We start from the raw sequence: 15,460 nt of genomic DNA on the forward strand, positions 1-15,460 counted from the left end.
TGCATGTATAGTTTGGAGGTGCTCATGTGAGAAAGAAGGATTTCGAGATAGGCCACTTATACCGTTTACTTGGTGAGCTTGTACCATACGCAGTAGTTTCCAAGAGAGACTATGAAGGTTGGAAGCACAATGAAAGCAAGATATCGTTACCTTACAAATGGGACGAAAGAATTCTGCCAGCTGTTTTTGTCAATTCTTTTAAGTTCACTTCTCTGGAAAAAGGATACAGTTGCTATCTCAGAGCATGGTTTGGTGGTGAGAGTCTTGTATTAGTAGATGGTCAGCCGTATGGGGAGGTTAATGTTTTTCACAAGGAAGTGGATTTGACTAAATTTTGTGATGGAAAGGAACACATTCTCAGAATTGAGACTATGCCAAGAGGATTGTTCGGGACAAAAGAGGAAAGCGTTTTCAAGAATTCTCAACTGGTAATATACGATGAAGAAGTTAAGCAAGTATTGAATTTTATCAAAAACGTAATAGATGTGACTAAGGAAACAGACGATGAATCTCTTGCTAATTTTCTAATTAGTGAAACCAACGCATTCTTGTCTTCGGTCTCCAAGCCCAAGAATACCGAAGCGTTCAAAAGCTCAGTTGTTGAGAATCCCACCATACTCGGCCAAGTGACTTCTACATGGTCTCATCCGGATTTTCCAAACGACAAAGTCATTTACGATTTGTCTTTTAAAAAGATGCTCTTGGAAAAATTCGAAGAATATGAAAAATCGATAAAATCCAAGGGTCTGCCATTATTTCCAAAAGTAGGGAATGTCTTCGTTTGCGGACATGCGCACATCGATTATGCTTGGCTTTGGCCCGTTGAGGAAACAAAGAGAAAAATCGTTCGAACGTTTGCGAATGCTGTTCAGTTGGCTGAGAAATACGATGAATTCATATATTCTCAATCATCAGCCCAGATGTATGAGGATTTGAAGAGTAGCTATCCGGAACTTTTTGAAAAGATTAGAAACCTTGTGAAACAGGGGAAATGGGAACCTGTGGGCGGTATGTGGGTTGAGTCAGACTGCAACGTTCCGAGTGTAGAATCGCTTATCAGGCAATTTTACTATGGGCAAAAGTTTTTCGAAAAGGAATTTGGAATAAGGAGTAAGGTTGCTTGGCTTCCTGATGTATTCGGTTTTTCATGGGTGCTACCTCAGATTTTGAAACAGTCAGGAATTGAGTATTTTGTAACAACGAAACTGAGTTGGAACGAGACGAATGATTTTCCATATGATTTGTGCGTTTGGCGCGGAATTGATGGCTCAAAAGTCGTATATTACAGCTTTAAGAACTACGAGGAAGGTTATAACGGTAGGATAAGTGCTCGGTCGTTAATAAATACTTTTGAAAATTTCAGGCACAAGGATATCACTAAGGATATTCTGTTGTCATTTGGATACGGTGACGGTGGCGGAGGACCTACGGAAGAGATGTGCGATAATTACCAGCCACTGAACGAGATACCTGGAATTCCAAATGTCAGATATTCTCGTGTTGAAGACTATATGGAACATTTGGTACAAGATTTTGACTTGTCAAAATTGCCTGTCTGGGATGGAGAGCTCTATTTGGAACTCCACAGGGGAACGCTTACATCACAAGCAAGGACAAAAAGACTTCACAAGATTGCAGAAACTCAATTGAGAAATACCGAAGTCTTGAATGCGTTGTACTTGGAAAATTATCAGGAAGAAATAGACGAGCTCTGGAAGGTTCTTCTAAGAAACGAATTTCATGACATATTGCCCGGTTCATCGATTAAGGAAGTCTACGAGGACACTGAACGGGAGTTGACTCATGTCATCGAAAGTTGCGAGAAAATTCAGCAAAGTATAGTCGAAAAGAATTTAATCAGTACAGAAGGGTATACAGCGTTTAATTTCTCATCTTGGCAGCAATGCATGAGAAATGATTCATCAGTTAAGGTCGAGCCATTGAGCTTCGTGCATCTTGATAGATTAGATGATGCAAGAATAATTAAGAAGGAAAAAGCTATTAAAATAATGGTAGAAGGAAAAGACTATATAATGGAAAATGATAAACTCAAAGTCCGTGTGTACCCGGACGGAAGTGTGAATATTTACAATAAAGAGCTCAAAAAATGGGCGTTCAACAAGAGCGGGAATTTGTTAAGGATATACGGTGACGTTCCTCCGTACTGGGAAAATTGGGACATAGATGCTTCGAGCAAACTTTCTGAGTGGAAACCTGAAGTGGAGAGTGTTGAAATCCTTCATACTGAGACAAGCGGTAAGATTAAAGTCAAGTACGTATTTGATTCAACAACAATAGAACAGGTATATGTCTTAGAACCGGAAAGCGACGAGTTATTGGTTGAAACGAGTGCTGACTGGCACCACAGAAGAGCGGTGCTTAAAGCATTATTCCCGACTAATGTTCTGAGCAGGTACGCATTGTATGACATTGATGGTGGATACATCCAAAGGAGTACAACTGATAATACATCTTTTGAGCAGGCGCGATTTGAAGTGCTCGGGCACAGGTGGGTTGACATTTCGCAATACGACCACGGTGTGTGTATTCTCAACGACGGCAAGTACGGACATTGCGTTAAAGGAAATACGATTGAAATGACACTTTTGAAAGCAGGTATCTATCCTGATTTTTGCGTTGATGAAGGGCACCACGAGTTCAAATATTCGATCCATCTACATGGAAAACAAGATGTGATTGATTTCTACAAGAAAGCAGATAAGCTTAATAATCCGGTGAAGGTTTATAAAGGCAATTTGAAGGAACCAAAGTTACAGATAAGAATTGAACCTGAGAATTTTAAAGTGCTCTCAGTTAGGAAGGTTAATAAGAAAGTTTATCTAAGAGTTTTAGAATGTACAGGTTCTTCGGGAGATGTTTCGATTGATTTCTTAACGAACGGTTTAAACTTCAAAAAGGTGTCCTTGGTAAACGCACTCGAAGATTTGATAGGAGATTTGAATGTCGTAGATAATACTGTTAATATTCCAGCTGAACCATTTAAGTTTTATACTATAAGTGTGGAGCTGTAACAAAAAAGACGTAAGGCGCACAAAATACGAATAAACAACAACCGAGGGTATTGACCCTCGGTTGAGTTTGTTTTGAGGAAATTAATTTTCCTTCGTACTCTTGTGAAGGTTCTTCTAAAGTATCAATTGAATGATTTGTTAGAAAGTGTGAACCGTTATCTCAGTACGTTAATTTCTATTTTCCAGAGATTCCATAAATACTTACCCATAGCAAATCAGCAACTATCTTCGGATTTTCTGGGTTTGAGATGTCGACAATGACCAATCCATTTCCGCCATCTGCTACGTAAGCATAATTACCCAAGACGTATACAGCTTCTGTATATCCACCAACATCTATATACCCAACTTCTATTGGTTGGACCGGGTTTGATATGTCAAATATGCTCATCGTGCCATCCCAGTAGCTTGTTGTATAAGCATATTTGCCTAAAATTGCTATATTGGTTATTTGTTCATAAGTTTCGAAGTAATCAACAAATTCAGGTTGTGAAGGATCTGATATATCATATATAAAAACAGTTCCATCATCATTTACCACGTAAGCATAATCTCCTGAAACAGCTATATCGACTCCATCAACTCCTTCAAAATATCCAACTTCTACTGGTAATTCAGGGTCTGATATATCGATTATGAACGAACCATTGTATTCATCAGTAATATATGCATAATCACCAGAAATGGTGACACTAACTACGGCATCTACTTGAAAATATCCAATTTCAATTGGGTCCTTAGGATCTGATATATCGAGTATAACCAAACCATTGTATCCATCAACCACATAAGCGTATTTGCCAGAAATAGTAACATCTATTGCATCCTCAACTTGAAAATGTCCAATTTTCCTTGGTTGTGCAGGGTTTGATACGTCAACTATAACCAGTCCATTATACCCGTCAGCTATATATCCATACTTCCCTGAAACCACTACGTTGAGGGTATAGTCGCCAGTATCTACACGTCCTATTTGTTTTGGCTGCGACGGGTTTGATACGTCCATTATAACCAGACCATTATACCCATCTGCCACATAGGCGGACTTACCAAATACATAGATGTTCTTTGCGTACTCATAAGTGTCGAAGTATCCAACTTTTTTTGGTTTGCTGGGATTCGATATATCGACTATCGAAAGTCCATTATATTCTCCTCCCACGAATGCGTAGTTACCTGAGATATAAAGACTCTGTATATTTGAATAATCGTTCATGTGGGCAACTTGTTTTGGATTGACAGGGTTCGATATATCGACTATGACCAGTCCATTGTATCCTCCCGCCACATAAACGTAGTTGCCTGAGATGACGAAATCAAATGGAGGAATTAGTTTGAAATTTCCAACTTGTCTCAGCTGCGACGGATTTGATATATCAAGTATAAACATATTGCCTTTGTTGTCGACTAAGTACGCATACTTTCCGGATATGCCAACAGTTTGTGCGTCACCATCGATATTGAACTGCCCGATTTGTTTCATCTGAGTTGGGTTTGATATGTCAATTATTACCAGCCCTCTATCTCTGAAAGACATGTAAGCATATCTTCCAAAAATCACAAGATCAGATAAAAAGTCATCAGAATATGGTAAAATTCCAACTTCTTTTGGCTGAGCAGGGTTCGATATGTCCACTACTATGAAACCAACTGGGTAGTTTAAAATGTAAGCATACTTATTTGAGACAATTACATCATATGAATATCCATCAATACCTAAATGTCCAACTTGCTTTGGCTGAGTAGGATTTGATATGTTAACTATAACCAATCCATTCTCTAAATCTGCTATATAGGCGTAATCGCCTGATACGTAGACCTTTTCTGACCAACCATCAGTGTTAAATTGTCCTACTAATACTGGACTGTTTGGCTTTGAAACGTCAAATATAAGTAATCCTTCAGGTCCACCTGCACACGCGATAATTTTAATAATTCCAGTAGGCTGTGTACTATTCGCTTGCAAGCTTGTTGTAAAAGAAAAAAACAATAAAAAGAGGAACAATGTTACGAACCGAACGAAAAAAACTCTTTTTACCATAATTACACCTCCTACATAAAAATATGGTATAAATAATTTAGCTTAAAAAAATTGAGGGCAGGACAACTTATGTCACCTTGGCTTTTAAGCCATTTAAGGAGTCTGTTGCCTGCCTTTAACCATGATTAGTTGGTTGGGCTTTCAGCCCTCGTCAGCATGGAGGATTGGTTCAGCAGGCTCCCTGCCCTCATCATTCGAAAGGAGGATTTTTCATGGATAACTTCCCTGTTTTCGTCGGCATCGATGTTTCCAAGGATAAGTTCAACGTCTGCGCTATCTCTAATCCCAGTTCCATCATCTTCGAATCTTCTTTCGATATGTCCCAGCAAGGCTTTTCCTCCTTCGCAAACAAACTCTCTGCCTTCCCAAAACAATCCATCATCATCGCTATGGAATCTACTGGCTGTTATCATCTCAACCTTCTGGCTTTCCTTTCTTCCAACGACTTTGCTTGCGCTGTTTTTAATCCTCTAACTGTTAAAAACTTTGCTTCTCTTCGAAAGACCAAAACCGACAAAATCGATGCTCGCATTATCGCTACTGCTTTGTTTTACCTACAACATCAAATTCCTTCTTCTGCTTTTGTCAACTCTGAGCTTCGTGATATTGTCAGAGCACGCGAAAACATTATCCACCGCATCGCAAAAGTTAAAGGCAATATCGAAAAACTGCTCAACGTTCTTTTCCCTGAACTCGAAAGAGTTACCAATATCTACAGTGACACTATCCTCAATCTTCTTTCTCATTTCCCTTCTGCCAAGGCTATTCAAAAGGCTCGTAATCTGGATGTGTTCTTTTCCAAAGACCGTGGCAGAAGTACAAAACTTAATGCTCAAAAACTTAAAGAACTCGCTAATAACTCGATTGCTCAATATTGGCCGATGAAAGAAAAGATTCTTGTGCAAAATATCAAAGAACTACAATTTTTACAGCAACAGCTTGAAGAACACGACAAGATGATGAAAGAATATTGCGAATGTAGTGCGATAAACCTTGATATCGAGATACTCACGTCAATACCAGGTATTGGTGAAAACAGCGCGATGCATTTCTTGGCAGAAGTTGGAGATATCTCAAGATTTAGTACATACAAAAAACTCATTGCGTATTGTGGACTCGATCCAAGCATTGCCCAATCAGGCAAAAGCAAAGTAGAAGGACACATATCGAAAAGGGGCAATGCCCACCTAAGACGAATACTATGGCTAATGGCAGTGAGTGTAGTGATTCACAACGAATATTTCCGAACATACTATGAACGAAAAAGGCAGCAAGGTATACCGTACAAAAAAGCGATAATGTCAGTAGTACACAAGTTATTGCGAACGTTGTACGCAATGTTGAGAAAGAAAGAGAAGTTCAATATTGATTATGCTATCTCACACTCAAAACAAAAATTTAATTTTGCATAGTTGACTCCTTAGATGTAGTGTAAGTTTTTAATATATATATTAGTTCATACAGAATGTCAAATTGACTATTATTGTAACTAATGAACGAAATCAGACTTATTCAGCTGTTTATATAAATTTTCGGATAATAGTTTAAATTTGCGCTTGTTATCATTTATTTACAACAAGCTGTAAAGTTTAACAACTACAATTATCATGCTCAGTAAAGTATATAGTTCAGAGTAGCGAAAGGTCGATGATGTTGTAGAAGAGTTCGGATGACTTTATCTGAAAATTACTCTTGTTTTCTTATGGTTTTGATATGACTTCTGTATTGAACTTCTAAGAATAAGAAATATTTTATTATCTCTCTAAACGTGAGTGAATTTGAACGATTTAGATATACCATTTCAAAAAATAATAAGCGGGCTTTTAAGCCCGCCTTTTTGAATTATGGGGGTTATTAAAATATGTTGTTTAATTCTTGGTAGATTTCTTCGGTTATCTTCTCCTTTACCTCAACAGCTTTTATGTTTTCCTTAAGCTGCTCGAGTGAACTCACGCCAAGAATCACGCTGCTAACGTGTGGATTCTTTAGACACCATGCGATTGAGAGTTGGGACATTGTTACGCCGAGGTCATCCGCGATTTGTTTAATTCTCTTAAGCTTATTCATCGTTTCTTCACCAAATATTCCGCGCTCCTCCATTGTCTTTCTGAGCCACGGCCATTTGTCAAGTCTTGAACCTTGCGGGATACCTTCAAGGTACTTTCCAGAAAGCACACCGGATGCTAATGGACTCCATATTGTTGTCCCCATGCCGTATTTTTCGTACAGCGGAGCGTATTCTTTTTCCACTCTTGCTTTGAAAATGAGGTTGTACTGTGGTTGCTCAACAACTGGCGGTATGCAGTTCAATTCTTTTGCTACCTGGTGGGCTTTTTCTATCTCTTCTGCACTCCATTCGCTTGTCCCCCAGTAGAATGCAAGTCCGCTTCTCAATATTTGATCCATTGTCCACACTACTTCTTCCATTGGGACTTCTGGGTCAGGCCTGTGGCAGTAGAGTATGTCCACATAGTCGAGCTGGAGTCTTTTGAGTGAGTTCCAAGTACCTTCCAAAAGGTGCTTTCTTGAAAGACCTTTGTCGTTTGGACCTTCTCCACCCCAGAATATCTTTGTAGAGATAACTAAGTCTTCTCTTCTGTATTCCTTCAGTATCACCCCGAGCATCGATTCTGCGATCCCGTTTGCGTAAGCTTCCGCTGTATCGATGAAATTAATGCCATTCTCTACTGCATACCTTACAACATCTTTTGTTGCTTTCAAGTCAAGCTGGTTTCCAAAAGTGAGCCAAGAGCCAAGTGAAACTTCGCTGATTTTTACGCCCCATTTGCCGACTTTTCTGTATTCCATCTCGTCCACCTCCTAATTCAAGGTATAATAGTTCGTATAACGAACAAAAGTATTATACCATAAAATTAAAGGGAGATGCAAGTGGTGCATCTCCCTTATTTTAAGACTGTTAATTATTCTTCTTTTGTTAATTCGTGGATCAATCTTTCTTCGATTATTCTGTTTGTGCCGAATTCGTCCAGTTGCAGATACCATGCAAATGTTTCGACAATCGCTTGGAGTGGTACCATTCCGATTATTTCACTACCGACAACTGGAACACCATACCTTTCGGCTTCTCTTTTGATGGTTTCGAAGACTCTGAAGATTGGTGATTTTTTGTAGTTTGTCAAGTTCATTGAGACTTGAACTATGCCTTTTTCTTTCAGTTCAACGCCCATGGCCTTTACGTATCTGTATCCACCGCTTATATGCCTCACAGCTTTTGCTATCTTGTCTGCTATCTCTATGTTATTTGTTCCCAAGTTTACGTTGAATGCGATCAAGAACTCCCTCGCACCAACTGCAGTTACACCAGCGGTCTCGTGTACTTTATCAGGGCCAAAGTCCGGTTTCCATTTCGGATTCTTTATTTTTTCAAAAAAGCCTTCGAATTCGCCTTTTCGTATCTCGGAAAGGTTTTCCTTTTCAGGAGATGTTGCGCTTCTTTCATATAGATAGACAGGAATGTTGAGCTCTTCGCCTATTCTTTTTCCAAGTTGTTTAGACCATTCTACACATTCTTGCATTGTCGTGCCGATGAGTGGTACAAGAGGAATAACATCCGTTGCACCCATCCTTGGATGCTCGCCTTTATGGTATCTCAAGTCTATCAGTTCAGAAGCCTTTTTTGTCATGTCAAAGAGTGCGTCCAAGACTTGTTCTGGTTCACCAACGAGTGTTACAACGGAGCGGTTGTGGTCTTTGTCCATCGACCAATCAAGAACCTTTACTTTTGGGTATTTGTTCGCTTCTTCGATTATCTGCCTTACAATTTCTTCCTTTCTTCCTTCACTAAAATTTGGAACGCTTTCGATAAGTTTCATTAAGAAATCCCCCTTTCATTTTTGAGCATCACTTGTCTACTGTCTTTTTTATCATATACCACAAGTATAGGTCAAACTTACCTAAGTGTTCTCCGAAAGCGTCTGATACCTTTCTAAGCCTTTCTTCGTAGTCTAAATATTTTTTCTTCGTCCATCCTTTCGGTATCTCTTCGATTAGTCCATATTTGTTCATTACTCTGAGTACGTGCTTGTCGAGTATTGCGTAATTAGTGAACGCTACGTTTCTTAAGAAGTGAGATGTTTCTTTCCAGCCGAGTCCTTTGATGTTCTTTACAAGGTATTCTCTCGGGTCCTCGGTCGATATTACTTCCCTAAGCTTTCCGATTATCCATCTGTTTGTTACTATGTACTGGGCTCGTGCATCCGGGTATCTGTGCCCAACTTCTCTTAGTTTGTCCGCAAGTTCTTCTTGATTTAATGTTGAGAACCCGTGACCAATTAGTTTCTGAGCTTTGATACCTCCCTGCGCACTCCAATTTGCAGTCAAAACGCAGAAGCTTAACTCAGAAAATAGATCGTCTTCGTTACCGTAATTACGAAGATTTTCAAATTCCACCCATCTTTTTTCAACAAGTGGTTTTGCTTCTTCACGAATTTCTTCAAGTTTGTTTAACAGTTCTTCTACCATGAAAATCTCCTCTCAGCTTCCTTAGAAAGTCTGTCCAATTATGAAATAGAAATTCGGATTCGGTACGAATGTTGGGGTTATCGGCAAGCCCCAACCGACTCTTACGAGCCCAAACATAGGAATAACCAAGCCAAGCTCGAAACCAGCAGAAGATTTTATGTTGTCGAAATTGTATGTATTTTCAAGAATACCTACATCAAAGAAAAGTGAGAAATATATCATCTGGTCAGGTTCTTTGAATCTAATTTCATTGTTGTTAAGTACCAAGACTGTGCCTTTTTGGTCTACTTTGACACCCCTTACTTGGTAAGGTCCAGCGAGGCTAAAGTTAACGGGCTCGCCTGATGTTTGGAAGACTTGTGCATTGTAAATGCGTGTAGCAAAGGAGATTGAAGGTGTAAACGGTAAGTGATACGTAGCATCTACAAAGTAGCTTAGAGCGTCAGAACCGTTTTCCGAAACCGGGACGTACTTTGTACCGCTCAGAGTTAATGAATATCCTGTCATCGGCACAAAGAGATTATCGAGCGTTTCGTAAATGTATGAGCCTGTAAAGCTAAGAGTTTTTGAGTTAACGGTTGTGTCTGAGGATACCGTAGTGTCGGTATACGCGGTGCTAAATGAGAATTGGCCAAACTGAGTTTTCAATGTGCTTAAACTTAATGATGCCGAGTACTTTGTTGTCTCGGTTGCGTTTTCTGTTGTTTGGTTGTAAGACAAGGATGTATTAATAATGAGAGGTAATTCAAAAGGTTTCCTTATACCAAAGCTGAAAGACAGATTCGTATTTGATAAAGCTTTCTGTAGTGATATGGAGAAGCTTTCACCGTATCCAAACGGATTCGTGCTTGAAAGTGAGAGAAGTCCTGCAAAACCTTCATACCACGGTTTATCTTTAACTGGTCCCCACGTTACACCGCCTTGGAAGTCAAATTTCTTATCCTTCTCTTCAACTGTCAAAACGATATTTACGTCTGTCGAGGTTGCTTCGGGTTGCTCAAAGTTGATGTTTACCTCTTTGAAAAAGTTGAGTTTCTTAAGTTCTATGTATGTGTTTTGCAAATCTGTTCTATTTAAGTAATCCCCGGGTTTAACGTAGATAAGATCATTGAACACGTATTCTTTCGTGTTTGTATTGCCTTTAATCTTTACTTCTTTTACTTTTGTTTCATTTACTAAAATGTACAGGTACCCATCTTCTCCTGCCTCGAGGTTAAGGTTTATAAAGTACCCAGCTTTCTCGTATTTGACCTTTACTTGCTGGATTTTCTTGAGTATGTCAAGGTTTGTGTAAGTTGCTTCTTTCACCTCGCCAACTAATTCGCTCTCTGATATCAGCGTGTTTCCTTTAACCCGGATTCCTTTAAGCGCAACGGGTTGACTTACAATTGTATTTTCCGCTACTGTTAAGACTAATGTTTTTGCTGGGATATCCTTATCCTCTTCAATAACTGACAAGTCAATCACTTTGAAAAACACATACTTTGAAAGGTTTTGGAAAAAGCCCTGGAGTGTGCTCAAAGTAGGTACGTAATTCTTTCCGCTATCGAAAATTTTTAAGAACCAATTTTTGTTTTCGTAATCTATATACTTCGGTAGTGAGAGCGATGGTTTTATCTTTTCAAATTCATCGTTGAAAGCTTTGTTGTCACTTAGAATCTCAAATTCTAAATTGTAAAGTGCGTATTCAGTGACTTTGAAGTTGACGACATTATCCTCGCCCAAGTTACCAGAAACGTATACGAATGCAAAACTCTTATCTTGCGTTCGTGGAGTTGCAACGGTATATCCGTTGTCAGAATACATTTTGGCTATGTTATCGATACTTTCCCAGAACTTTGGAAAACTAAACGCTTTACCTTCTTTCAACGTTACTGAAGCTTGGATTGTTTCTTTAGATATGATCCCATGCCCGCTGATTTCTATGTTTATCTTTGATACGGGAGCGTTTTCCGTTACTTTGATAAAGAGTATCTTTTCGTTTGCTTCAGAGTCTTTTAGCTCGTATGTTATTTCATCAAAATATCCTGTACCGTCGAGTTCTGATATGATGTCCTCAATTGCGTAGTTGTTGATATCTTTTCCTAAGTACTGCTTATAGAAAGGTTCTAACTCGGTTTTTGGGACGGTCTTCAAACCGTCAAACTGTACATCTTTGAGTACAAACCCAAAAGAAAGTGTTAGAAACAGGCTAAAAAGTATTACCAAAAGTGCTCTCAGTCTCATCACGTTTTCCTCCTTTTTATTATCACGATGTTACCTTTTATCTCAGATTTGACTCTCCATTTCTTTCAAAAGCTCTTCCAAAAGAGTTATTTTCTCAGGTGTGTCAAGGTGACCAAGATATTCTTTGATAGTCTTAGAAGCAATTTCATAGCATTCACCATCATAACACCTTTCAATTTGCCAGTTTATATTTTGATTAAGAAGCAGCACAAGAAATGTATCGGTAAGATTTCCAACAGGTTGGCAATCTATATGGCTTTTGTAAAATAATGCTTCTGTCTTTGTCCCTTTACCTAATTCTGAATCTATCTTCACGTACCCGCCAGTCGCCTCTGTTGCCTGTTTCAGAAATGGGAGGCCCAGTCCCACTCTACGTATTTCTTTCTTGCGCGTTGTGACAAACGGGTCGAATATTTTTTCAAGTATATCTGGTCTTATCCCGCCCGCATCGTCTTCCACAGAGAAGAAGAACGTATCGACAGTCTCAATAATCTTAATGTATACATTTTTTGCACCTGCGTTAACGGAGTTTTCCGCAATATCGTGTATGTGATCTGCTATGGTTATCAATCCCAAATTGTCTTAAACCTCCCTTCAATCAAAGTCTCTATCACATCATTTGCTGAAGAGATTTCTCCTTCGATATACAACTTTCTTGAGCCTATTTCATCCGGTAAGTGGGCATCAGACGATGTCAGCACAATGTATCCTTCCGCTTTCAGCTTAGCCCAAGTTTCTTTCCTTTTCACCTCAACGTATCTTGTACCGCTTGGAAGAAAGCCAAGTTGCTGAATTGCTCCAAACCTTCTGTCAACATGTGCAAAGACAGGTAAACCACTATTATCCTTAATCAATCCAATTGTATCATCAATTGTTAGATTTGTCGGAAAGCCGAGATAGTAATCGACTATCTCAACAAACGCCTCATTTTCGTTAATTACAATCTGGTATCCGTATTTTTCTGGATCATACGGCAATTTGTCAGCGTTTTCTTCTACAAGTTTTGAGAAATTCATTAAGTTTTCTATATTCGGAAAATAGCCAAGTATGTGAACGTCTTCGATAGTGTGCACTTCTATGCCCGGCACGACTATTTTATCTTTGCATAATAAAACAAATGCCGCAACATTCTGTGCGGTATTATGGTCTGTTATCGATATTATATCCAAATCATTGTTGCACACAGCAGATGGTACCATTGTTAAATCTCCACAAGGCGAAAGGCAAGAGTGGATATGAAGGTCAGCCTTGTATATCATTCTATCTAATACCCAACGAATAGATCTTTCCGGCGGTTATATATGAAGTCTCGTTTGAGATATACAAGTTAATCTTTTCTTCTTTCGCTTTTTCTATTACCTCTTCACTGAATTCGATCCCTTCACACAGTACTATAGCTTTAACACCGGTGAGCGCGGCAACTGCAACAATATTAAGATGATTTTGAACAGTTAGCCATACTGAATTAGCCTGAGCCGAGCGCATAACAATGCTTAAAAGATCTCCAACATAGCCGTGTTCGATTTCATAATCTTCGCAAAATAGTACCTCTTTTAGTCCGATCTGTCTCGCGAGCTCTTTAATTTTCATTCTTCCTATCCCCCTTAAATATTATATAAATGTTCAAACCGTTGTATTTAGAAGCATCCCTATCAGGAACTCTGGCATTTTCATGCCGAACATCAAAGCGTTCATTGCCATAGTGAGAAGCAAGATCTGTTGTTGGAGTTTTTCCCGCTCAACGGGATCTTGAGTCATTTGGAGTTTTCTGTAAAGTTCATCTATTTTTCTTGTTATTTCGCTCTGTTTCATTTGGTCTGGTTGCTCGAGTTTATTTGCACCGTCGGTTGGACCAGCTTCTCTTCCTTGACCATCATTGCTACCAGGTATATAAATCAAAACTTTTGTTTTACCTGCAACAGCTGCTAAAAAAGAACCACGCTTTTGCATGTCTAAGTATATCCCGCCAGATATTATTACTCCACCTTGCTCGGCGGCTTGTTTTTTGAAATCTATGTAGTTTGCGAATTCCTGACTCATTACTCTAAGCACGCTCTGGCTTGCAGGTGCACCAGAAGGTATACCTGGTTCGCCAGGATCAAGTTTGTATCCAAGTGTTGGATTTACAATTACCTGAGAGCCGGTTCTCACGCTACCAATAGCACTTACCATAGCCCTCATCCCTACTTAAAATTTCAAAAGTTCCCACTTTACATCTTCGACAGAAGCTTTAGAGATTCCTTTATGACCCTCGATAAATTGGCATCTGGAAGTTCTTTGCGCACTTGCTTGACAGCGTTTTGAGCCTGAGCTTTGCTGTAACCAAGAGAAGCAAGTGCCTCAATTGCTTCAAGAGATGTACTGTCCACTTGCATAGGTTCAAATTCCTCTCTCAGCTCCGCAACTATGCGTTCTGCAGTCTTACGTCCTATTCCTGGAATTGCGGAGAGTTTTTCTATATCACCTGTTGCAATTGCTGTAGAAAGATATTCTAAGCTCGTTGCCGACAATATTTTAACAGCGGTCTTTGGACCAAGTTTTGATACTTTTGTTAATTTTTCAAAGGCTTCTCTTTTTTCCTTAGAATCGAACCCGTATAGAGTTATATCTTCCTGCGTTACTACCAGTTTTGTATATACTTTAATATCCTCTCCCTCTGAAGTTTCTGAAAAGCTCTCTGCATCGCAAACAATGCTTAGCACAAAACTTCCAACCCTAATTAGCAGATTTCCCTCACTGCGTCCAGCGTATTTTCCTTCTATTACTTCTATCACTTTGCATCAACTCCAAGAAGTTCGTTGTTCAAACCAAAGAGTTGCGTTACATTGCTCAAAACATGTTCGGTCACATCTTTGCCAAATATTTTGTTTAGCTCTTCGACAACATATGCAACATAAATCGGTTCATTTCTTTTTCCTCTGAACTGTTGTGGTGGTAGATATGGGCAGTCAGTTTCGGTCACTATATTTTCTATTCCTATTATTTTGACTGTTCTTCTAAGCATTTCGTTCTTAGGATATGTAATTGGTCCGCCTATACCTATTTTGAAACCCAATTTTACGAATTTCTTCGCCCAGTTTTCATCTGAACCGAACGCGTGAACAATACCACGTAATTTTTCAGTCTTAAATGCACTTAAAATATCGTACGTGTCTTCGTATGCATCTCTAATGTGGAGTATGACGGGCAAATCGAGCTTTTGGGCTAAAGCAAGTTGATCGGCGAATACTCTTTTCTGAACCTCAACAGGTGAGAGGTTCCTAAAATAATCAAGGCCTATTTCTCCAATCGCGATAACTTTATTTGAAGTTGTTGCGAGTCTTTCGATTTTATCAAGGTAATTTTCTTTATGCTCAAGAGCATCTTTGGAATCGTGAGGGTGGACACCAATTGCACAGTAAGTGTTCGAAAGGCGCTTTGCAATCTTGATAGTTTCAGGCATATCTTTCATATTCGTAGACACATTCAAAACAAATTTTAACTCTTGAGTACGTTTTAGCACATCTTCCAGGTCGTTTTTGAATTGCCACATGTGCAAATGTGCGTGTGTGTCTATCAACTTTTGTGTGTCTAAATTCAATTCCATGGTATACACAGCCTCCTTTTTCTGATATAATTATACCAGAATTTTATTAACTTTATCATGTTTAGTTTTGAAATTGAGAAACAAGAACAGCTT

Annotated in this window: 13 protein-coding genes; 2 read left to right on the top strand and 11 right to left on the bottom strand. The window is 39.1% G+C overall.

What is annotated here, in order from left to right; all coding sequences use genetic code 11:
• Positions 1 to 26 precede the first annotated feature (26 nt).
• Positions 27 to 3,032: an alpha-mannosidase gene (locus IB67_RS09405; RefSeq protein ID WP_424695113.1), complete on the top strand. Its 3,006-nt coding sequence runs from the start codon at positions 27 to 29 to the stop codon at positions 3,030 to 3,032.
• Positions 3,033 to 3,207: 175 nt separating this feature from the next.
• On the opposite strand, the gene IB67_RS09410 is transcribed toward IB67_RS09405, so the two are convergent.
• Positions 3,208 to 5,073: an LVIVD repeat-containing protein gene (locus IB67_RS09410; RefSeq protein WP_424695112.1), complete on the bottom strand. Its 1,866-nt coding sequence runs from the start codon at positions 5,071 to 5,073 to the stop codon at positions 3,208 to 3,210.
• 212 nt (positions 5,074 to 5,285) lie between these two features.
• Here IB67_RS09410 and IB67_RS09415 point away from each other — a divergent pair, with 212 nt between their 5' ends.
• Positions 5,286 to 6,485, top strand: coding sequence for an IS110 family RNA-guided transposase (locus IB67_RS09415; protein ID WP_498875160.1), 1,200 nt, complete (start codon positions 5,286 to 5,288; stop codon positions 6,483 to 6,485).
• A 442-nt stretch (positions 6,486 to 6,927) separates the two neighbouring features.
• Here the strand turns inward: IB67_RS09415 and IB67_RS09420 are convergent, their stop codons facing one another.
• From IB67_RS09420 to IB67_RS09465, 10 genes are all read right to left on the bottom strand, one after another.
• Positions 6,928 to 7,881 carry an aldo/keto reductase gene (locus IB67_RS09420; RefSeq protein WP_072760073.1) on the bottom strand — a complete coding sequence of 318 codons (954 nt, stop codon included), beginning with the start codon at positions 7,879 to 7,881 and terminating at the stop codon, positions 6,928 to 6,930.
• A gap of 113 nt (positions 7,882 to 7,994) precedes the next feature.
• Complete coding sequence (gene ftcD, locus IB67_RS09425; RefSeq protein ID WP_072760075.1) at positions 7,995 to 8,906, bottom strand: glutamate formimidoyltransferase; 912 nt, start codon at positions 8,904 to 8,906, stop codon at positions 7,995 to 7,997.
• 28 nt (positions 8,907 to 8,934) lie between these two features.
• The gene (locus tag IB67_RS09430; protein ID WP_072760077.1) at positions 8,935 to 9,555 is read right to left on the bottom strand and encodes an N-glycosylase/DNA lyase; all 621 of its coding nucleotides are present in this window, start codon (positions 9,553 to 9,555) and stop codon (positions 8,935 to 8,937) included.
• Positions 9,556 to 9,576: 21 nt separating this feature from the next.
• A complete protein-coding gene (locus tag IB67_RS09435; protein WP_084634403.1) occupies positions 9,577 to 11,781 on the bottom strand; it encodes a BamA/OMP85 family outer membrane protein in 2,205 nt (734 codons plus the stop codon).
• 42 nt (positions 11,782 to 11,823) lie between these two features.
• A complete protein-coding gene (locus IB67_RS09440; protein WP_072760079.1) occupies positions 11,824 to 12,357 on the bottom strand; it encodes an ATP-binding protein in 534 nt (177 codons plus the stop codon).
• Complete coding sequence (locus IB67_RS09445) at positions 12,348 to 12,980, bottom strand: PHP-associated domain-containing protein (RefSeq protein WP_072760081.1); 633 nt, start codon at positions 12,978 to 12,980, stop codon at positions 12,348 to 12,350. Before IB67_RS09445 ends, IB67_RS09440 begins: the two co-directional genes overlap by 10 nt.
• 61 nt (positions 12,981 to 13,041) lie before the next feature.
• Entirely contained in the window at positions 13,042 to 13,371 is a 330-nt protein-coding gene (locus IB67_RS09450) for an iron-sulfur binding hydrogenase (RefSeq protein ID WP_072760083.1), read from the bottom strand.
• 33 nt (positions 13,372 to 13,404) lie between these two features.
• A complete protein-coding gene (locus tag IB67_RS09455) occupies positions 13,405 to 13,953 on the bottom strand; it encodes a hypothetical protein (protein ID WP_072760085.1) in 549 nt (182 codons plus the stop codon).
• Between the two features lie 38 nt (positions 13,954 to 13,991).
• Positions 13,992 to 14,555 (bottom strand): Holliday junction branch migration protein RuvA, encoded by a 564-nt coding sequence (ruvA, locus tag IB67_RS09460; RefSeq protein WP_072760087.1) that lies wholly within the window; start codon positions 14,553 to 14,555, stop codon positions 13,992 to 13,994.
• A complete protein-coding gene (locus IB67_RS09465) occupies positions 14,552 to 15,367 on the bottom strand; it encodes a TatD family hydrolase (RefSeq protein ID WP_072760089.1) in 816 nt (271 codons plus the stop codon). Before IB67_RS09465 ends, ruvA begins: the two co-directional genes overlap by 4 nt.
• Between the last annotated feature and the right edge of the window lie 93 nt (positions 15,368 to 15,460).

This window comes from Fervidobacterium riparium (assembly GCF_025370035.1).
GTDB classification, from domain to species: domain Bacteria; phylum Thermotogota; class Thermotogae; order Thermotogales; family Fervidobacteriaceae; genus Fervidobacterium; species Fervidobacterium gondwanense.